We start from the raw sequence: 17197 nt of genomic DNA, 5'->3' as shown, positions 1-17197 counted from the left end.
CCGCGGGCAAAGATAAACCCCGCCGGGATCGCTCCCGACGGGGTTTGAATGCTCAAGCCGAGGTCAGGGGATCAGGCGGCACCATGCGCCAGCGCCGCGAGCAGCAGCAGGGCGACGATGTTGGTGATCTTGATCATCGGGTTCACGGCCGGGCCGGCGGTGTCCTTGTAGGGGTCGCCGACCGTGTCGCCGGTCACCGCGGCCTTGTGGGCTTCCGAGCCCTTGCCGCCGTGGTTGCCGTCCTCGATGTACTTCTTGGCGTTGTCCCACGCCCCGCCGCCGGCGGTCATCGAGAGCGCGACGAACAGCCCGCCCACGATCACGCCGAGCAGCAGCGCGCCGAGCGCCGCGAAGCCGTTGTCCTGCCCGGCGATGGCGGTGATCACGAAATACACCACCACGGGCGCGAGCACCGGGAGCAGCGAGGGGATGATCATCTCCTTGATCGCCGCCTTGGTGACGAGATCGACGGTGCGGGCATAGTCGGGCTTCGAGGTGCCCGCCATGATCCCCGGGTTGGTGCGGAACTGCTCGCGCACGTCGACCACCACGTCGCCCGCCGCGCGGCCGACTGCGGTCATGCCCATCGCCCCGAAGAGGTAAGGCAGCAGCGCGCCGAGCAGCAGGCCGACGATCACGAAGGGGTTCTCGAGGCTGAAGTTCACGTCGGCATCGGGGAAGAAGGTCCGAAGGTCCGTCGTGTAGGCCGCGAACAGCACAAGCGCGCCGAGGCCCGCCGAACCGATCGCATAGCCCTTGGTCACCGCCTTGGTGGTGTTGCCCACCGCATCGAGCAGGTCGGTCTTCTCGCGCACGCTGTCGTCGAGCCCCGACATCTCGGCGATGCCGCCGGCGTTGTCGGTGACCGGGCCATAGGCGTCGAGCGCCACGACCATGCCGGCCAATGCCAGCATCGCGGTCGCCGCATAGGCGATCCCCATCAGGCCCGCGAGGCCATAGGCGATGATGATCCCCGCGACGATCACCAGCGTCGGCAGAGCGGTCGCCTCGAGGCTGATCGCGAGGCCCTGGATCACGTTGGTGCCGTGGCCGGTTTCCGAGGCCTTGGCGATCGAGCGCACCGGGCGGAACTTGGTGCCGGTGTAGTACTCGGTGATCCAGATGATGAGGCCGGTGATGGCAAGGCCGAGCAAGGCGCAAAGGAACAGGTCCATGCCGGTGAAGCCGAGCGTGGTGGCGGCCGCGACGACCGCCTCGCCCGTCACCGGATCGACCGCGGCCTCGACCGTCTCAGCGACGCCGTTGAGCGGGGTGTTCATGTCTCCCAGAGCGAACTGCATCACCGCGTAGATCGCCGGGATCGAGGTCACGGCGGTGACGATGAAGCCCTTGTACATGGCCCCCATCACGTTGGTCCCGCCGCCGAGGCGCACGAAGTAGGTGCCGAGGATCGAGGTGACGATGCACACGCCGCCGATCAGCAGCGGCAGCGCCATCATCGGCAGCAAGAGGTCGCCGAGGCCGGTCAGCAGCAGCGCGGTCAGCACCATGGTGGCGCCGACGGTGACGACGTAGGTTTCGAAGAGGTCCGCGGCCATCCCGGCGCAGTCGCCGACGTTGTCGCCGACGTTGTCCGCGATCACCGCCGGGTTGCGCGGATCGTCCTCGGGGATGCCCGCCTCGACCTTGCCGACGAGGTCGGCGCCGACGTCGGCCGCCTTGGTGAAGATCCCGCCGCCGAGGCGCGCGAAGATCGAGATCAGCGAGGCCCCGAAGGCGAGGCCGACGAGGCCGTCGATCACGGTGCGGCTCGAGGGGGTGAGGCCCATGGGCCCCACCATCACGTAGAAGAACACCGCGATGGCGAGCAGCGCGAGGCCGGCGACCAGCATCCCGGTGATCGCGCCCGCGCGGAAGGCGAGGGTGAGGCCGGCCTGGAGGCCCTGGCTGGCGGCTTCGGCGGTGCGCACGTTGGAGCGCACCGAGATGTTCATGCCGATATAGCCCGCGACGCCCGAGAGCACCGCGCCGGTGACGAAGCCGATCGCCGCCGTGCTCCCGAGCGCGAAGGCGACGATCGCGGCGACGACGACGCCGACGATCGCGATGGTGGTGTATTGACGGTTCAGGTAGGCCTGCGCGCCTTCCTGGATCGCGGCGGCGATTTCCTGCATCCGCGCGTTCCCGGCGCTGGCGCCGAGCACCTGCGAGCTGGTGACGATGCCGTAGACAATGGCAAGCACCCCCAGCCCAATCGAAATGAGCAATAGATTCACGAGCAATCCCCTCTCGTTATTATGATGCTACCCCCGCGGGGGTGCACGCGCCTCGTCTTGATCCCTCGGGCGCTGGGCGCACAGTCATAGGCGCTCGCCCAAGGCTGGCAAGCCTCTCGCGCAGGGCCAATCCCCGGAATGCGACGAATCCAGCAGTTTTGTGAGGAGGCGGCCGCCGGACGCGGGTCAGCCGTGGCGGTAGCCGAGGCTGTCCGGGCTGGAGAGCGGGGTCTCGCCCAGCAGCAGCGGGGCCCAGGCGCGCGGGGTGACGAGGCCGATCTTGTAGGCTCGGGTCGGCAGGCGGGCCGCGGGCGGCGCGGTGAAGAGCAGCTCGTAATCGTCGCCCCAGCGCATGCAGGCCTCGGCGCGCGCAGGATCGGCGCAGGGGATCGCCAACGGATCGAGCGCGAGCGTCACCCCGCTCGCCTCGGCCATGCGGAAGGCGTCGAGGAGGAGGCCGTCGGAGACGTCCATCATCGCGGTGACATATGGGGCGAGCACGCGGCCCTCGACGAGGCGCGGCACGGGGCGGTCGAAGGCTTGGCGGTGTTCGGGGCTGCCCTCGAAGCCGAGCATCGCCCGGCCGACGGGGCCGGTGAGCCACACGCCGTCGCCCGGCTGCGCACCGCTGCGGGAGGGAACGGGGGTGTGGGTCGCCCGCCCGATGGCCGTCAGGCCGAGGGCGCGCGTACCCGCGCCCGCCACGGTGTCGCCGCCGAGGAGCGGGGTGCCGAAGGCCGCGAGCGCCTCGTGCAACCCCTTGAGAAAGCGCGCGTCCTCCTGCCCCAGCATATGCCCGAGCAGCACCCCCACCGGCTCCGCGCCCTTGGCCGCGAGGTCGGAGAGGTTGGTCGCGATCAGCTTCCAGGCGACGTCGGCCATGTCCGCATCGGGGCGGAAATGGGTGCCCTCGACCATCATGTCGTGGGTGAGGACCAGCGTCTCGCCCCCGATCGCCAGCACCGCGCAGTCGTCCATGAGCCCGCGCGCCCCGGGGTGGAGCGGGAGGGACCGGAGAGCGGCGATGAAGTCGGCCTCGTTCATTTCCGGTCCGGCCTTAGCTGGTCGCTCAGGGCTTGTCGAAATCTCGATGTTTCACGTGAAACAGCGCCGCAAGGGGCACTCAAGAGGGGGGCTAAAGGGGGCTAGGAGGGGTCTAAGCGGGGCTGGAGAGGGTCTAGAACGGTGATCAGAGATCAGCCCCGCGCCGTCTTCGCCACCGCGTCGAGAATCCCGTTCACGAACTTCGCCTGCCCGTCGTCGAAGAAGGCTTTCGCGACCTCGACATATTCGTTGATCGCGACCGGCGCGGGAACGTCCGCCCGCGCGAGCAGCTCGTAGGTCCCGGCCCTCAGCACCTGGAGCATCGCCTTGTCGAGCCGCGCGAGGCTCCAGCCGCTCGCGAGCTTGCTCGCCACCAGCGCGTCGATCTCCTCGCGCCGCGCGTCGACGCCGCGCACCACGTCGTCGAAGAAGGGCACCTCGGCCTCGGCATATTCGGCGTCGCCAAAGGCGTCCTCGTCGATGCCGCGCCCGAGGCGGTGCTGGTGGAACTCGTCGAGCAGCCGGGCGAGCGCGGTGCCCTCCATGTGCTGCTGGTAGAGCGCCTGCACGGCGGCGAGACGCGCGGCCGAGCGGGCCTGCGAACGGGCGGGTGCGTTCATTTGATCCTCAGTTCCACGGACTTGGCGTGGGCGGGCAGCCCCTCGGCATGGGCGAGGGTCGCGGCGGCGGGACCGACCGCGGCGAAGGAGGCGGCATCGAGGCCGAGGAAGCTCGTGCGCTTCATGAAATCGAGCACCGAGAGCCCGCTCGCAAAGCGCGCGCGCCTGCCGGTGGGCAGCACGTGGTTCGGCCCCGCGACATAGTCGCCGACCGCCTCGGGGGTCATGCGGCCGAGGAAGATGCTCCCGGCGTGGCGGATCGCGCGCAGGTAGGGCTCGGGATCGTCGACCGCGATCTCGACATGCTCGGCGGCGAGCCGGTTGGCGAGGGCGGGGGCTTCGGCGAGGAGGTCGTTGACGACGATCATCACCCCGTGCGCGTCCCAGCTCGCCCGCGCCGTCTTCGCGGTCGCAAGCTGGGTGATCTGGAGGTCGATGCAGTCCTCGACCTGCCGCGCGAAGCCCGCATCGTCGGTGATGAGGATCGACTGCGAGGTGGGGTCGTGCTCGGCCTGCGAGAGGAGGTCGGCGGCGATCCAGTCGGGATCGTTCTGGCCGTCGGCGATGACGAGGATTTCCGAAGGCCCCGCGACCATGTCGATCCCGACCACGCCGTAGAGCTGGCGCTTGGCCTCGGCGACCCAGGCATTGCCGGGGCCGGTGATGACGTCGACGGGCTTGATCCGCTGCGTCCCGTAGGCGAGCGCGCCGACCGCCTGCGCCCCGCCGACGCGCCAGATCTCGTCGACCCCGGCGATATGCGCCGCGGCGAGCACCAGCGGGTTGGCGGTGCCCTTGGGCGTCGGGGTGACGACCACCAGCCGCTCGACCCCGGCGACGCGCGCAGGGATCGCGTTCATCAGCAGCGAGCTAGGGTATGCCGCGCGGCCCCCCGGCACGTAGAGCCCGGCGGCATCGACCGGCCGCCAGATCGCGCCGAGCCTGACCCCGGCGGCGTCCACGTAGTCGCGGTCCTGCGGCAGCTGCGCCTCGTGATAGGCGCGGATCCGCGCGGCGGCGAGTTCGAGCGCCTCGCGAAGCTCGGGGGCGAGCTCGCTGTAGGCCTGTTCGCAGCGCCCGCGGGTGATCGTCCAGTCGCTCTCGTCGGCGAGGGCATAGCCGTCGAAGCGGCGGGTGTAGTCGACGAGCGCCGCATCGCCGCGCTGCTTCACCTCGTTGAGGATGTCGGCGACCTGCCCGGCGACGTCGCTGTCGGCCTCGCGCCGCGCCTCGACGATGCGCGCGAAGCGGGCGGCGAAATCGGGCTGGAGGGTGGAGAGCAGCGTCGCGCTCATGCGGCGGCGCTCCGTTCCTCGCCATCGCGGCGGAAGGCGTCGACCAGCGCGGCGACCCGGCGGTCGGTCTTCAAGGCGGTGCGGTTGACGATCAGCCGCGCGGAGATCTCGAGGATCGTCGCGGTCTCGACCAGCCCGTTCTCGCGCAAGGTGGTGCCGGTTGAAACGAGGTCGACGATCTGCCGCGCGAGGCCCAAGGAGGGGGCAAGCTCCATCGCGCCGTTCAGTTTCACGCACTCGGCCTGCACGCCCGCGGCTTCGAAGTGGCGGCGGGTGAGGCTCGGGTACTTGGTGGCGACCCGCAGGTGGCTGGCGCTCCCCGCCTCCTCGGTGTCGGAGGCGAGGCGCGCGACCGACAGCCGGCACAGCCCGATGCCGAGGTCGACCGGCGCGTAGAGGTCGGCGTAGTCGAACTCCTCGATCACATCCGAGCCGACGATCCCGACTTGCGCCGCGCCGTGGGCGACGAAGGTCGCGACATCGAAGGCGCGCACCCGGATGATCCGCATGTCGGGGCGGAGGCAAGCGAAGGCGAGCGCGCGGCTTTTCGGATCGTGGAACGCGGCCTCGGGCTCGACCCCGGCGCGCGCCATGACCGGGAGCGCCTCGTCGAGGATGCGCCCCTTGGGGACAGCGAAGGTCAGCTGTCCGGGATTGTGCTGGAGGGTGTCGAGGCTCATGATCGGGCGCGCACTTAAGGCGGGCACGGGAAAAGGGCAATGGTGATGGGTGATACGGGGAAGCGGCCCGCTTACGAATTCGTCGACATGAACACCCGCGGGGCGGGGGCGGTGGCGACGGCCTTCGCGAACCAGGTCGCCTATTGCGAGGCCGGGGGCGCGCCGGTCACCGCGCGGGTGGTGGCGGGTATCGCCGCGGTGGTGGCGGGCGGCGCGGGCGGGGAGTTTGCGCGGCGCATCCGCGAGTGGGAGGGCGCGCCGCTCGCCGACGCGCTGCCCTTGCGGGTGGCGGGCGGGCTGCACGCGCTCCACCTTTCGGGGGCCGCGCCCGAACTCGCGCCGATCTATGCGGGGGAGGCGGCCGACGACGCGGCGGTGATCGCGCGTGTCTTCGCGGCGCACGAGGCGGCGCTGCTTCCCTGGCTCGACGGTCCGCCGCAGACCAACGAGGCGGGGCGCTCGGCCAATTTCATCGCGGCGATGCTGTGGCTGGCGGAGCGGGGGCTCCCGGCGCGGTTCGAATGCCTCGAGATCGGTTCGAGCGCGGGGATCAACCTGATGCTCGCGCGCTACCGCTACGACCTCGGCGGGGTGGTGGTGGGGCCGGAGGCGCCGGTGATGGACTTCGCGCCCGAGTGGCGGGGCGCGCCGCCGCCGCTGCGCGACATCGCAATCATCGCCGCAAGAGGCTGCGACGTCGCCCCGGTCGACCTCACCGACCCCGCGCAGGCCTTGCGGCTCAAGGCCTATATCTGGCCCGAACACCGCGTGCGGTTCGACCGGATGGACGCCGCGATCCGCGCCGCCTCGCAGCAGGCGCCCGACCTCGTCGCCGCCAACGCCGCCGACTTCGTCGAGGCCGAGCTCGCGAAGCCGCAAGAGGCTGGGACCGTCCGCCTCCTCATGCACTCGATCGTCTGGCAATACGTGCCCGAGGACCAGCAGGCGCGGGTGACCGCGGCGATGGAGGCGGCAGGCGCGAAGGCGTCAGCCGAGCGCCCGCTCGCGTGGGTCAAGGTCGAAGCCGACCGCACCGTCCACCGCCACGCGCTGACCGTGCGCTTCTGGCCGGGCGGCGCGGAGGAGGTGCAGCTCGCCTGGTCGCACCCGCATGGGGCGGATGTGGAGTGGCTGCCGTAGCAAACACCCGTTCGTGCCGAGCTTGTCGAGGCACTGCACTTTCTCGGGGCACTCGCCGGAACCGAAGAGAAGGACAGCTCTTCGACAAGCTCAGGGCGAACGGTTCTAGCCCGCCAGAAACGCCTCAATCGCCGCGTTCACCGCCTGCGGCGCCTCCCACGGCACGAAATGCCCGCAGTCGGGCACCTTCACGAGGGTCAGCGGCTCGATGATCGCCTCCAGCCCCTCAAGGTTCTCCGGCGGCAGGGCGAGGTCGTCGAGGGCCCAGATCACGAGGGTCGGGATCGTCAGCTTCGGCAGCGCCGGCGGCGTGTAGCCCGCGGGGATTTCGAAGGGCGCGTCCATCGGCGGCACGTCGATCGGGCTCGCGCGGTAGTAGTTGAGCATCCCGAAGGCCGCGTCGCGGTTCTGCCAGTCGCGGAGCAGCGCGTCGCGCTCCTCGGGCTCCATCGCGCTCGGGCGGTCCCACTTGACCTCCTTCAAGAGGAGGCCGGTCAGCCCGTGCTCCTTGACCAGCGCGTCGTTGGCGGGGTCGCGGAAGCCGCGGATGTACTGGCTCGCCTCGCGCTGGACCGGGTTGGTGTAGAGCAGCTTCTGGAAGATCGCCGGATGCGGGGCGTTGGCGATCACCGCGCGGCTCACCCGCGCATGCTGCCCGGCGAGCGCAACCCCCCAGGCGAGCGCGCCGCCCCAGTCGTGGCCGACGATAGTGAAGTTCGCGATCCCCAGCGTATCGGCGAGCAGGAACACGTCGCCGATCAGCTTGTCCGGGGTGTAGGCGGCGACCTCCTGCGGCTTCGACGAGCCGCGATAGCCGCGCTGGTCGGGGGCGATGCAGCGGAACCTGTCCTTGAAGTGCGCGATCTGGTGCCGCCAGGTGCGGTGGCTCTCGGGAAAGCCGTGGAGGAAGATCAGCGCAGGCGCCTCGGTCGGGCCTTCGTCCACGATGTCGAGGTGGATGCCGTTCGGCAGCGCCACCCGCTTCAGGTCGAAACTCATCAGGCTTCCTCCAGCTTGTCCATGTAGCCCCCCGCGACCCAGGCCGCGATCTGGTCGAACAGCGCATCGGGGGTGCGGCGCACGTCGCCGAGATGCGCCTCGACCCCCTCGGCGACGATGATCTCGCGCGTGCCCGCGGCGATGGCGTCGAGCATCGCCTTGGCGGCGACCGCCGGGGGAATGCCGTTGTCGATCGCCGCATCCGAGGCGCCGCGCGCCGTGCCGCCCGCGGTCAGTGCGTTGCGCGACACGTTGGTCGCGACCGATCCGGGGTAGATGGTGTGGACCGCAACGCCGCTCTGCGACAGCTCCGCCCTCAGCGCGTCGGCATAGCCCGCGAGCCCGAACTTGGCGGCGCAATAGGCGGTGCGCATCGGCACTCCGACCTTGCCGGCGATCGAGGAGATGAACCCCAGCGCCCCCGAGCCGCGCTCGCTCATGTGGCCGATCAGCCCCTGCGCGAAGGCGATCTGGGCGAGGAGGTCGACTTCGACGATGTCGCGATAGACCTGCATCGCCGTCTTCACCGCGCGGCTCCTCTGCGAGATGCCGGCATTGGCGAAGGCGATGTCGACGCCGCCCTTCCACGCGATGGCGTTCGCGGTGGCGTCGGCGAGCGCCGCCTCGTCGCGGACGTCGAAGGCGAGGATCAGGCTCTCGCCGCAATCCGCCGCGACTGCGGCGAGCCGCGCCACGTCCCTCCCCGAGAGCACCACGTGCGCGCCCCGCGCTGCCAGCTCCCGCGCGAGCGCCGCACCGATCCCCGAGGATGCGCCGGTGATCCAGGCGACCTTGCCCGTATAGTCCATCTGTCTCTCTCCCCTTTTCGCCGAGGGTTAGCGAGAGCCGGGGGCGAGGGCAATCAGGTAGGGTTCTGGCAAGTTGCGATACGGGACCGGATGATCGCGGCGAGGTTTGCGGGGAACACCGCCTCGGGCCAGCTTGCGAGCTCGGCGAGCGTGAACCAGCGGTGCTGCGTCATCACCCGCTGTTCGAGCGCGGTGTGGCCCGCGGTGTCGACCCGCGCCTCGGCGACGCGAACGAGGAAGAAGCGCTCGTCGGCCTGCACCGGCTCGCCCTCGACCGTGACGAATTCGGGGGTCATGCGCAGGATCTCGGGGCCGGGGTCGGCGGTGATGCCGGTCTCCTCGAAGAGCTCGCGCCGCGCGGCGTCCGCGAAGCTCTCGTCCGACTCGCATTCGCCGCCCGCGGTCACCCAGAAGGGCGCCCGGCCAGGCACGTCGAAGCGGAACATCAGCGCGCGCTCCTCGGCGTCGAGCACGATGATCCGCGCCGCGCGGCGCAGGCGCAGGGCGGGGTTGAGGCGCGGCTCGGGTGTCACGCCCCCGGCACGCTCGCCTTGATCGCGACCGCGTGGACCCGCCGGCCGACGATGTCGCCCAAAGCCGCGATCACCGCGCGCTGGCGGGCGAGGCGGTTCATGGGGGCGAAGGCCGCCGCCTCGATCTCGACGGTGAAGTGCGACTCCCCCGAGCCGTCGTCGCCCATGTGGCCCGAATGCTTCGCGCTGTCGTTGACGATCGCGAGGCGGGTGGGCGCGAAGGCCTCGGTCAGCAGCACACGCATTTCCTCGGCGACACTCATCACGGCTTTCCTTCTTTGCATCGGTTTGCGTCTCGAACGGGCTTGGAAGTCGCGCGCCCAATCGCCATTCTCAAGGTCCATGCCTTCACCACGATTCCACGGCCGCGTCGAGAGCCCCGGGCGACGCTGCGAAGCCCCCGGCTGCCGCGAGGCGGGCGAATTCCGCGCGCCCGGGCGGCGTCCGCACGGCTTCGACGGGCCGGGCGAGTGGCGCTGGTTCTGCCTTCAGCACGTGCGCGAGTTCAACGCCGGCTACGACTGGTTCGAGGGGATGAGCGCCGAGGAGATCCTGCGCGCGCAGTCGCCGATCGCAGGCTGGCAGACCGAAAGCCGGGTGTTCCGCCCGACCGCCGGGATCACCGACGGCCCGCGCTGGGCGGACTTCTCCGATCCCCTCGACGCGATCGGCGCGCGCGCCCGCGGCATTCGTCAGAAGGCCGAGGGGCGCGCGCGCTCCGCCGCGGCGGACAGGCGCTTCAGCCGCGAGGAGGCGCAGGCGCTGGAGGTGATGGGCCTCGGCTCGGACACCGACCGCACGCGGCTCAGGCGCCGCTATTCGGAACTGGTGCGCCGCTACCACCCCGACCGCAACGGCGGCGACCGCCAGCACGAGGCGCAGCTCACCGCGGTGGTCGACGCCTACCAGCTGCTCAGGAAGAGCGCGGCCTTCGCCTGATCAGTCGCGCTCGGCGAGTTCGGCGAGCTGCGCGGCAGCGGCCTCCCAGCCCTGCACGAAGCCCATCTCCTCGTGGCTCTTGCGAACCTCCTCGGACCAGTGGCGGGCGCGGGCGGTGTAGCGGGTGCCGTCGCCCTCGGGCTCCACCTCCCAGATCCCGATCATGAAGGGACCGGAGGGCTGGAGGTCGGCGGTGATCGCATCGGTGGCGGCGAAGCGACGACCCTCGTCCCAGGCGAGGAAGATGCCCTCCTGCGGCATTTCCTCGCCGTCGGGGCCATACATCACCATCGCGCTGCGCCCGCCCGGCCTGCGGTCCTGCTCCACCACCTCGGCACGCCACGGGCGGGGGCACCACCACTCGCCCATGCGGTTGACCATGACGTCCCAGACGCGGGCGGGCGGGGCGGCGATGAAGCGGGTAACGGAAAGGTCGTTCATTGTTCGTCTCCAGTGATGGCCGCCTCGAGAGCGGCGTGGTCGAGCTTCTGCATCGTCATCATCGCCCCGAAGGCGCGCCTTGCCACCGCGCCGCCCTCGGCCAGAGCCTCGGTGAGGATGCGCGGGGTGATCTGCCAGTTGACCCCCCACCTGTCCTTGCACCAGCCGCAGGCGCTCTCCGCCCCGCCGTTGCCGACGATCGCGTTCCAGTAGCGGTCGGTCTCCTCCTGGCTGTCGGTGGCGATCTGGAAGGAGAAGGCCTCGGTGTGGGGGAAGATCGGGCCGCCGTTGAGGCCGATGCAGGGGGTGCCGCAGATGGTGAATTCCACCACCATCACATCGCCCTCGGTGCCGCCGGGGCTGTCCATCGGCGCGCGGTGGACGCCGCCGACGTGGCTGTCGGGAAAGACGCTGGCGTAGAAGTTCGCGGCTTCCTCCGCGTCCTTGTCATACCACACGCAGATCGTGGTCTTGGCGGTCTTCGGGGCGGTCATGCGGCCGCTCCCTTGATGATCGCGGCGTCGATCGCGTTGGCCGCGGCGTAAGCGGGGCGCTGGGTGATGCGCTCGACATAGGCGCGGAACGCCGGGCGCTCGGGGATCGAGCCGAAGCGCAGGCCCCAGACGAACTGACTACCGACATAGGTGTCGGCCATGGTGAAGCGCTTGCCGGCGATGAAGTCGTTCCGCGACAGCCAGCCGTCGAGCGCGTCGATGGTGAGATCGTAGCTGCCGAAGCCCGCCTGGCCGCTCTTGCCCTCGGGCACCTCCCAGCCCAGCGACTTCGCGATGATCGCCTGCTCCAATGGCCCCGCGGCGAAGAACAGCCAGCGGAAATAGGCCGCGCGCTCGTGGGTGTCGGGGAGCAGGCCCTTCTCGGGGTGGGTCTCAGCGAGGTAGTGGTTGATCGCGGCGCATTCGGTGACGACGTGATCGTGGCCGCCATGATGATGGACGAGGGCGGGGACCTTGTTCATCGGGTTGATGTCCTTGAAGGTCGCAGGGCGCGTGGCCCAGTCGAACACCACGTGCTCGTAGTCCGCGCCCGCCTCGTGGAGGGCCCAGCGGCTGATCTGGCCGCGGCTCATCGCGACGGTGTAGAAGGTGAATTCGGCCATTATTCCTGCTCCAGCTGGACGACGGGGGCGAACCCGCCGAAGATCATGCGCTTACCGTCGAACGGCATCGGGTTCTTGGCGGGGTCGATGCGCGGGTCCATGTTGTCGGGAGCCATCATCCGCGCCATCCCGGCATCGCGGGTCGCCTTGTCGGGCCACTCGATCCAGCTGAACACCACGTCCTCCTCGTCGGTCGCCTGCACCGCCTTGCGGAAGTCGGTGTGCGTGCCGTCCGGCACCTCGTCGCCCCAGCACTCGATCACCCGGGTGGCGCCCATCTCGATGAAGATCGGATCGGCGTGTCCGGCGTGATCGATGAACTTCTGCCGGTTGGCCTTGGGCACGGCGATCACGAAGCCGTCTATGTACATTGTCTCTCTCCCTCTCTCCCGGTTCCGAATCGAACCTTGCCTTCTGTGACTTTCTGAGTTACATATAGCAACCATGAAGTCACAAAAGGAAACCGAAACGCGACGAACCGCGCATGGGCGCTGGTATGACGATGCCTGCGGCACCGCTTTCGCGATGGAGCTCGTCGGCGAACGCTGGGCGCTGCTGATCGTGCGCGAGCTGATGCTCGGGCCGCGCCGCTTCTCCGACCTGCGCGCGAGCCTGCCGGGCCTGTCGGCCAAGGTGCTGACCGAGCGGCTGGCGGGGCTGGAGGCCTCGGGCGTGCTCTCGCGACGGCTGCTCCCCCCGCCCGCCCGGGCACAGGTCTACGAACTCACCGCATGGGGCTATGCCGCCGAGCCGATCATGCAGGAGATGGGGCGCTGGGCCGCGCAGTCGCGCGCGCACGATCCCACGCTGCCGCTTTCGCCGGTTTCGCTGATGCTCTCGCTGCGGACGATGGCCGATTACGCGCGGGTGGGGTCGATCGCCGGGCGGATCGGCTTCGTCGTCGGCGAGGACAGCTTCCTTGCCGAGCCGCAGGAACGCGCCCTGCCGATCCGCCGCGGCGACGTGCAGGAGGCGGGCGCCGTCTTCCGCGCGCCGAGCGCGGCCGTCATCGCCGGCGGAATCTATGCCGGAGTGCCGTGGGAGACGCTCGAGGCCGAGGCGGGGCTCGTCATCGAAGGGGATCGCAATCTCGCCTTGCGCTTTGCGGGGCTGTTCGCGCTGCCCCCGCCGCTCGACTGACGCACCTAGGTCTGGCGGAATGCCCAGCGCAGGGTGCGGCCCATGCCCCAGGTCGCGGCGCGGGCGGGCAGGGCGGTGAGCATCGGGCGCTGGAGATTGAGCATCGCGCGCGCCCAGCCGGGCAGCATCGCGACCGCGTCGGCGGTGATCATCGTCTGCACCGCGAGCGGCGTTCCCGCGGGCCGCTGCGCGAGCACCAGCTGCGCCACCTCGCGCGCCTCCCGCGAGGTCGCAAGATCATGGCGCAGCTCGCGGAAGATGCGGTCCGCCTCGGCGCGGGTCTCGGGCACCGGGTCGGCGCCCAGCATCCGGGCGATGACGGCGAACTGGCGGTAGTATTCGTCCTGCTCGGCGACCGGCATCGAGGGGCGCACGTGCCGCAAGTAGCCCGCGAGGAAGCTCTGCGCTTCGGTGACGTGGACCCAGGCGAGGGTGCGCGGATCGGTCGCTTCGTAGCGCGTCCCGTCGGGGAGCGTGCCGCCGACCCTGGCATGGATGCGGTTCACGCGGAGGATCGCCTTCATCGCCTCGTCGCGGTGGCCGAAGGTCGTCACCGCGATGAAGCGCGCGGTGCGCCGCAGCCGCCCGTGCATGTCCGCGCGGAAATTGGAATGGTCGAGCACGCCCTGCAGCGCGTGGGGGTGGAGCATCTGGAGCAGCAGCGCGCGCACCCCGCCGGTCATCATGCCCACGATGTCGGCATGGACCAGCCGGATCGGCGTGTCGCGCGCGAACAGCGCCTGGTCTGAAGGCGGGGTGGGGGTCTGCCCGGCGCTCGCATCGTGAAACACGCCGCGCACCTGCGCAACGAGCGTCCGGCGCAAGGTTTCGAGTCCGTCAGCCATGAGGGGCATATAGGTGACCCCGGCGTCCCGTGCGAGGCCCGGCTCGCCAAATTTGCCAGCCGCCGCGGGCAAACCGGCGCTTGCAGGGCGGCCCCATGCCGTTTAACCGAACCGGCACAATGACCGCATCCACCCGCTCCACTGTCGCCGGCGCCAGCGCCATGCCCTCCCAGCCCGACACCACGATCGACGTGCGCGAGACCTTCGGCATCGATGTCGACTGGCAGGTCCCCGCCTTCAGCACCCGCGAAGAGCACGTGCCCGAACTGGACGGCGCCTATGTCTTCGATCCGGACACGACGCTGGCGATCCTCGCCGGCTTTGCGCACAACCGGCGGGTCATGGTGCAGGGCTACCACGGCACCGGCAAGTCGACCCATATCGAGCAGGTCGCCGCCCGCCTCAACTGGCCGAGCATCCGCGTCAACCTCGACGCGCACATCAGCCGCATCGACCTCGTCGGGCGCGATGCGATCGTGCTCAAGGACGGGCTGCAGGTCACCGAGTTCAAGGAGGGCATCCTCCCCTGGGCGCTCCAGCACCCGGTCGCGCTGACCTTCGACGAATATGACGCGGGCCGCCCCGACGTGATGTTCGTGATCCAGCGCGTGCTCGAGTTCGACGGGCGCCTGACGCTGCTCGACCAGAACCGCGTCATCACCCCCAACCCCTTCTTCCGCCTCTTCGCGACGACCAACACGGTCGGCCTCGGCGACACCTCCGGGCTCTACCACGGCACGCAGGCGATCAACCAGGCGCAGATGGACCGCTGGAACATCGTCGTCGCGCTCAATTACCTCAAGGCCGAGGTCGAGCAGCAGATCGTCAAGTCGAAGACGCCGCAGTCGGACGACAAGCTGATCGCCGACATGGTCAAGGTCGCCGAGCTGACCCGCCAGGGCTTCATGAACGGCGACATCTCGACCGTGATGAGCCCGCGCACCGTCATTACCTGGGCGCAGAACGCGGCGATCTTCGGCTCGACCGGCTTCGCCTTCCGCCTCAGCTTCCTCAACAAGTGCGACGAGGCGGAGCGCACGCTGGTGGCCGAATACTACCAGCGGGTCTTCGGCGAGGACCTGCCGGAAGGCGCGGCCAAGAAGCGTTGATGTCGCGCTTGCGGGGCAGTGTCCTAGGCTGGTAACACAGCCGCCGCCATGGCGTTCTTCGACCGATTCTGGAAAGGCTCGCGGGGCCGCGCCGACGAAGGGGCAGGGCCGCCTGCGGGGTTCTACGCGCTCTACGAGAGCCAGCGGCCTCTCGACGACGACGATGACGATCTCCCGCCCCGCCCGCGCCCCTCGGGCAAGCCCGCTTTCGACGAGTGGGACGCGAAGCTCGGCCTCGTCGACCAGGCGCTCGCTGTCGAGGAGCGGCGCCGCCTGCGGTGGTGGCAGCGCGACTACTGGCGGGGCCGCTCCAAGCTGTGGTGGACGGGGCGGAGCGTGCTCGCCTTCTTCGCGACCTTCGCGCTGCTGGTCGGCTGGCTGACCTTCACCGCGCCGCTCTCCAAAAGCCTCGAGCCCATCGCCCCGCCGCAGGTGACGCTGCTCGCCAGCGACGGCACGCCGATCGCGCGGCAGGGGGCGATCGTCGAGGCGCCGGTGAAGGTCAAGGACCTGCCGCCGCACGTGGTGCAGGCCTTCCTCGCGATCGAGGACCGGCGCTTCTACTCGCACTGGGGGATCGACCCGCGCGGCATCGCCCGGGCGGCGTGGACCGGCTACGGCGGCGGCTCGACGATCACCCAGCAGCTCGCCAAGTTCACCTTCCTCACCCCCGAGCAGAGCCTCACCCGCAAGGCCCGCGAGGCGCTGATCGCGCTGTGGCTGGAGAGCTGGCTGACCAAGGACGAGATCCTCGAGCGCTATCTCTCCAACGCCTATTTCGGCGACAACCAGTATGGCCTGCGCGCCGCGTCCCTGCACTACTTCTACCGCCAGCCCGAGAAGCTGCGGCCCGAGCAGGCGGCGATGCTCGCCGGGCTGCTCCAGGCGCCCTCGCGCTATGCGCCGACCAAGCACTACGACAAGGCGAGGAAGCGCATGGACCTCGTCATCCAGTCGATGGTCGAGGAGGGCTACCTCACCGCCGCCGAGGCAAAGCGCCTGCCCGACCCGCGCATCGACGTGCGCACCCGGGACGACAACCTCCCCACCGGCACCTATTTCGCCGACTGGGCGCTGCCGCTGGCGCGCGAGGGGATGGAGGCGGGCTATTCGCGCTCCGTGCTGACGACGACGTTGGATTCCCGGCTCCAGGCGCTCGCCAGCCGGATCGTCGCGCGTGCGCCGCTCGGGAAGGCACAGGTCGCGCTGGTGGCGATGCGGCGGAACGGCGAGGTGGTGGCGCTGGTCGGCGGGCGCGACTATGCCAAGTCGCCCTTCAACCGTGCCACGCAGGCGCGCCGCCAGCCGGGCTCGACCTTCAAGACCTTCGTCTATCTCACCGCGCTCGAGGAGGGCTGGGAGCCCGAGGACACCCTTCCCAACACCCCGATCACGCAAGGGTCCTACCGCCCCAAGAACGCGCGCGAGCAATATTCCGAGCAGATCACCCTCAAGGACGCCTTCGCCTCCTCGAGCAATGTCGCCGCGGTGCGCCTGCTCCAGGCGGTGGGGAGCGACAAGGTGATCCGCACCGCGCGCGCGCTCGGCATCACCGCGCCGATGGCCGAGGGCGACCCGAGCCTCGCGCTCGGCACCTCGGCGATGACGCTGATGGAATTGACCGCCGCCTATGCCGGGATCGCCGCCAACGCCTACCCGGTCGAGCCCCATGCGATCCCGCGCGGCGAGCGGGGGTGGTGGGAGTGGCTCACCGACCGCAAGGGCTCGCTGTCGGGCGGCGTTCACGAGGATCTCGAGGACCTGCTGCGCGGCGCGATCAACCGCGGCACCGGGCGCAATGCCGTGCTGCCCGTGGCGAACTACGGCAAGACCGGGACGACGCAGGATTACCGCGACGCGCTGTTCGTGGGCTATGCGGGCGACCTCGTGGTCGGGGTGTGGATCGGCAACGACGACAACTCGCCGCTGAACGGTGTCACCGGCGGGAGCCTGCCCGCGCGCATCTGGCGCGACTTCATGCGCGGCGCGCTCAGGATCGAGGCAGCGCCCGCGCCCAAATCCGACGACACGCCCGATCCCGAAGGCCCGGTGCAGCCGCTCGACGTACTCGAGGGGCAGGCGATCCCGGTCGGCGATGAGGGCGCCAAGCTGCGGATCGAGAACGGCGGTGTGACGATCAGCCAGCCCGGCATCGGCGAGGTGCGCCTCGACGAGGGCGGGGTGGTGGTGGCACCCTCGGCCGCGCCGTCACCGGCACCGCCACCCTAGCCAGCTTCCCCGTTCGCCCT

Annotated in this window: 19 protein-coding genes; 5 read left to right on the top strand and 14 right to left on the bottom strand. The window is 70.2% G+C overall.

What is annotated here, in order from left to right:
* Window positions 1–71: 71 nt before the first annotated feature.
* The 5 genes from ACLBKU_RS00465 to hisG all read right to left on the bottom strand — a co-directional run bounded on the left by ACLBKU_RS00465 (window position 72) and on the right by hisG (window position 5876).
* Window positions 72–2237: a sodium-translocating pyrophosphatase gene (locus ACLBKU_RS00465; RefSeq protein ID WP_410177564.1), complete on the bottom strand. Its 2166-nt coding sequence runs from the start codon at window positions 2235–2237 to the stop codon at window positions 72–74.
* Window positions 2238–2423: 186 nt separating this feature from the next.
* Window positions 2424–3281 (bottom strand): thiamine-phosphate kinase, encoded by an 858-nt coding sequence (gene thiL / locus ACLBKU_RS00460; protein WP_410177563.1) that lies wholly within the window; start codon window positions 3279–3281, stop codon window positions 2424–2426.
* A 152-nt stretch (window positions 3282–3433) separates the two neighbouring features.
* Window positions 3434–3901: a transcription antitermination factor NusB gene (gene nusB, locus ACLBKU_RS00455; RefSeq protein WP_410177562.1), complete on the bottom strand. Its 468-nt coding sequence runs from the start codon at window positions 3899–3901 to the stop codon at window positions 3434–3436.
* Window positions 3898–5196 (bottom strand): histidinol dehydrogenase, encoded by a 1299-nt coding sequence (gene hisD, locus ACLBKU_RS00450; RefSeq protein WP_410177561.1) that lies wholly within the window; start codon window positions 5194–5196, stop codon window positions 3898–3900. Before hisD ends, nusB begins: the two co-directional genes overlap by 4 nt.
* On the bottom strand, window positions 5193–5876 hold the full coding sequence (gene hisG, locus ACLBKU_RS00445; protein ID WP_410177560.1) for an ATP phosphoribosyltransferase: 684 nt from the start codon (window positions 5874–5876) through the stop codon (window positions 5193–5195). Before hisG ends, hisD begins: the two co-directional genes overlap by 4 nt.
* Window positions 5877–5921: 45 nt before the next feature.
* Here hisG and ACLBKU_RS00440 point away from each other — a divergent pair, with 45 nt between their 5' ends.
* Window positions 5922–7016, top strand: coding sequence for a DUF2332 domain-containing protein (locus ACLBKU_RS00440; protein ID WP_410177559.1), 1095 nt, complete (start codon window positions 5922–5924; stop codon window positions 7014–7016).
* Between the two features lie 105 nt (window positions 7017–7121).
* Here the strand turns inward: ACLBKU_RS00440 and ACLBKU_RS00435 are convergent, their stop codons facing one another.
* From ACLBKU_RS00435 to ACLBKU_RS00420, 4 genes are read right to left on the bottom strand one after another with little or no spacing between them, the layout of a single operon-like run.
* A complete protein-coding gene (locus ACLBKU_RS00435) occupies window positions 7122–8015 on the bottom strand; it encodes an alpha/beta fold hydrolase (RefSeq protein WP_410177558.1) in 894 nt (297 codons plus the stop codon).
* Window positions 8015–8824, bottom strand: a complete 810-nt coding sequence (locus ACLBKU_RS00430; protein WP_410177557.1) for an SDR family NAD(P)-dependent oxidoreductase — start codon at window positions 8822–8824, stop codon at window positions 8015–8017. Before ACLBKU_RS00430 ends, ACLBKU_RS00435 begins: the two co-directional genes overlap by 1 nt.
* A 53-nt stretch (window positions 8825–8877) precedes the next feature.
* Window positions 8878–9357 carry an NUDIX hydrolase gene (locus ACLBKU_RS00425; protein WP_410177556.1) on the bottom strand — a complete coding sequence of 160 codons (480 nt, stop codon included), beginning with the start codon at window positions 9355–9357 and terminating at the stop codon, window positions 8878–8880.
* Complete coding sequence (locus tag ACLBKU_RS00420; protein ID WP_410177555.1) at window positions 9354–9620, bottom strand: BolA family protein; 267 nt, start codon at window positions 9618–9620, stop codon at window positions 9354–9356. Before ACLBKU_RS00420 ends, ACLBKU_RS00425 begins: the two co-directional genes overlap by 4 nt.
* A 79-nt stretch (window positions 9621–9699) precedes the next feature.
* Between ACLBKU_RS00420 and ACLBKU_RS00415 the strand changes: the two genes are divergently transcribed.
* A complete protein-coding gene (locus ACLBKU_RS00415; RefSeq protein ID WP_410177554.1) occupies window positions 9700–10296 on the top strand; it encodes a DnaJ domain-containing protein in 597 nt (198 codons plus the stop codon).
* On the opposite strand, the gene ACLBKU_RS00410 is transcribed toward ACLBKU_RS00415, so the two are convergent.
* From ACLBKU_RS00410 to ACLBKU_RS00395, 4 genes are read right to left on the bottom strand one after another with little or no spacing between them, the layout of a single operon-like run.
* The gene (locus ACLBKU_RS00410; RefSeq protein WP_410177553.1) at window positions 10297–10737 is read right to left on the bottom strand and encodes an SRPBCC domain-containing protein; all 441 of its coding nucleotides are present in this window, start codon (window positions 10735–10737) and stop codon (window positions 10297–10299) included.
* Complete coding sequence (locus tag ACLBKU_RS00405) at window positions 10734–11231, bottom strand: VOC family protein (protein WP_410177552.1); 498 nt, start codon at window positions 11229–11231, stop codon at window positions 10734–10736. The genes ACLBKU_RS00410 and ACLBKU_RS00405 overlap by 4 nt, the downstream gene beginning before the upstream one ends.
* Window positions 11228–11854 carry a glutathione S-transferase family protein gene (locus ACLBKU_RS00400; RefSeq protein ID WP_410177551.1) on the bottom strand — a complete coding sequence of 209 codons (627 nt, stop codon included), beginning with the start codon at window positions 11852–11854 and terminating at the stop codon, window positions 11228–11230. Before ACLBKU_RS00400 ends, ACLBKU_RS00405 begins: the two co-directional genes overlap by 4 nt.
* Entirely contained in the window at window positions 11854–12225 is a 372-nt protein-coding gene (locus ACLBKU_RS00395; RefSeq protein WP_410177550.1) for a DUF1428 domain-containing protein, read from the bottom strand. The genes ACLBKU_RS00400 and ACLBKU_RS00395 overlap by 1 nt, the downstream gene beginning before the upstream one ends.
* Window positions 12226–12298: 73 nt before the next feature.
* Between ACLBKU_RS00395 and ACLBKU_RS00390 the strand changes: the two genes are divergently transcribed.
* The gene (locus ACLBKU_RS00390) at window positions 12299–12994 is read left to right on the top strand and encodes a winged helix-turn-helix transcriptional regulator (protein WP_410177549.1); all 696 of its coding nucleotides are present in this window, start codon (window positions 12299–12301) and stop codon (window positions 12992–12994) included.
* A 5-nt stretch (window positions 12995–12999) separates the two neighbouring features.
* Here ACLBKU_RS00390 and ACLBKU_RS00385 read toward each other — a convergent pair whose 3' ends face one another.
* Window positions 13000–13839, bottom strand: coding sequence for an oxygenase MpaB family protein (locus ACLBKU_RS00385; RefSeq protein ID WP_410177548.1), 840 nt, complete (start codon window positions 13837–13839; stop codon window positions 13000–13002).
* Window positions 13840–13958: 119 nt separating this feature from the next.
* Here ACLBKU_RS00385 and cobS point away from each other — a divergent pair, with 119 nt between their 5' ends.
* Both cobS and ACLBKU_RS00375 read left to right on the top strand, forming a co-directional pair.
* On the top strand, window positions 13959–14948 hold the full coding sequence (gene cobS / locus ACLBKU_RS00380; protein WP_410177547.1) for a cobaltochelatase subunit CobS: 990 nt from the start codon (window positions 13959–13961) through the stop codon (window positions 14946–14948).
* A gap of 48 nt (window positions 14949–14996) precedes the next feature.
* Window positions 14997–17177, top strand: coding sequence for a transglycosylase domain-containing protein (locus ACLBKU_RS00375; RefSeq protein ID WP_410177546.1), 2181 nt, complete (start codon window positions 14997–14999; stop codon window positions 17175–17177).
* Window positions 17178–17197: the final 20 nt, after the last annotated feature.

This window comes from Erythrobacter sp. NE805 (assembly GCF_046452355.1).
Classification (GTDB): domain Bacteria; phylum Pseudomonadota; class Alphaproteobacteria; order Sphingomonadales; family Sphingomonadaceae; genus Erythrobacter.
The sequence above is the reverse complement of the archived record's forward strand: the minus strand, read 5'-3'. Positions and strand labels throughout refer to the sequence as shown.

Bases quoted from the DNA above. Each gene is read 5' to 3' on its own strand.
- ACLBKU_RS00400 (WP_410177551.1), bottom strand. From the start codon at position 11,854: ATGGCCGAATTCACCTTCTACACCGTCGCGATGAGCCGCGGCCAGATC.
- ACLBKU_RS00385 (WP_410177548.1), bottom strand. From the start codon at position 13,839: ATGGCTGACGGACTCGAAACCTTGCGCCGGACGCTCGTTGCGCAGGTG.
- ACLBKU_RS00395 (WP_410177550.1), bottom strand. From the start codon at position 12,225: ATGTACATAGACGGCTTCGTGATCGCCGTGCCCAAGGCCAACCGGCAG.
- thiL (WP_410177563.1), bottom strand. From the start codon at position 3,281: ATGAACGAGGCCGACTTCATCGCCGCTCTCCGGTCCCTCCCGCTCCAC.
- ACLBKU_RS00390 (WP_410177549.1), top strand. From the start codon at position 12,299: ATGAAGTCACAAAAGGAAACCGAAACGCGACGAACCGCGCATGGGCGC.
- hisG (WP_410177560.1), bottom strand. From the start codon at position 5,876: ATGAGCCTCGACACCCTCCAGCACAATCCCGGACAGCTGACCTTCGCT.
- ACLBKU_RS00420 (WP_410177555.1), bottom strand. From the start codon at position 9,620: ATGAGTGTCGCCGAGGAAATGCGTGTGCTGCTGACCGAGGCCTTCGCG.
- ACLBKU_RS00375 (WP_410177546.1), top strand. From the start codon at position 14,997: ATGGCGTTCTTCGACCGATTCTGGAAAGGCTCGCGGGGCCGCGCCGAC.
- ACLBKU_RS00405 (WP_410177552.1), bottom strand. From the start codon at position 11,231: ATGACCGCCCCGAAGACCGCCAAGACCACGATCTGCGTGTGGTATGAC.
- hisD (WP_410177561.1), bottom strand. From the start codon at position 5,196: ATGAGCGCGACGCTGCTCTCCACCCTCCAGCCCGATTTCGCCGCCCGC.
- nusB (WP_410177562.1), bottom strand. From the start codon at position 3,901: ATGAACGCACCCGCCCGTTCGCAGGCCCGCTCGGCCGCGCGTCTCGCC.
- ACLBKU_RS00435 (WP_410177558.1), bottom strand. From the start codon at position 8,015: ATGAGTTTCGACCTGAAGCGGGTGGCGCTGCCGAACGGCATCCACCTC.
- ACLBKU_RS00410 (WP_410177553.1), bottom strand. From the start codon at position 10,737: ATGAACGACCTTTCCGTTACCCGCTTCATCGCCGCCCCGCCCGCCCGC.
- ACLBKU_RS00430 (WP_410177557.1), bottom strand. From the start codon at position 8,824: ATGGACTATACGGGCAAGGTCGCCTGGATCACCGGCGCATCCTCGGGG.
- ACLBKU_RS00440 (WP_410177559.1), top strand. From the start codon at position 5,922: ATGGGTGATACGGGGAAGCGGCCCGCTTACGAATTCGTCGACATGAAC.
- cobS (WP_410177547.1), top strand. From the start codon at position 13,959: ATGACCGCATCCACCCGCTCCACTGTCGCCGGCGCCAGCGCCATGCCC.
- ACLBKU_RS00415 (WP_410177554.1), top strand. From the start codon at position 9,700: ATGCCTTCACCACGATTCCACGGCCGCGTCGAGAGCCCCGGGCGACGC.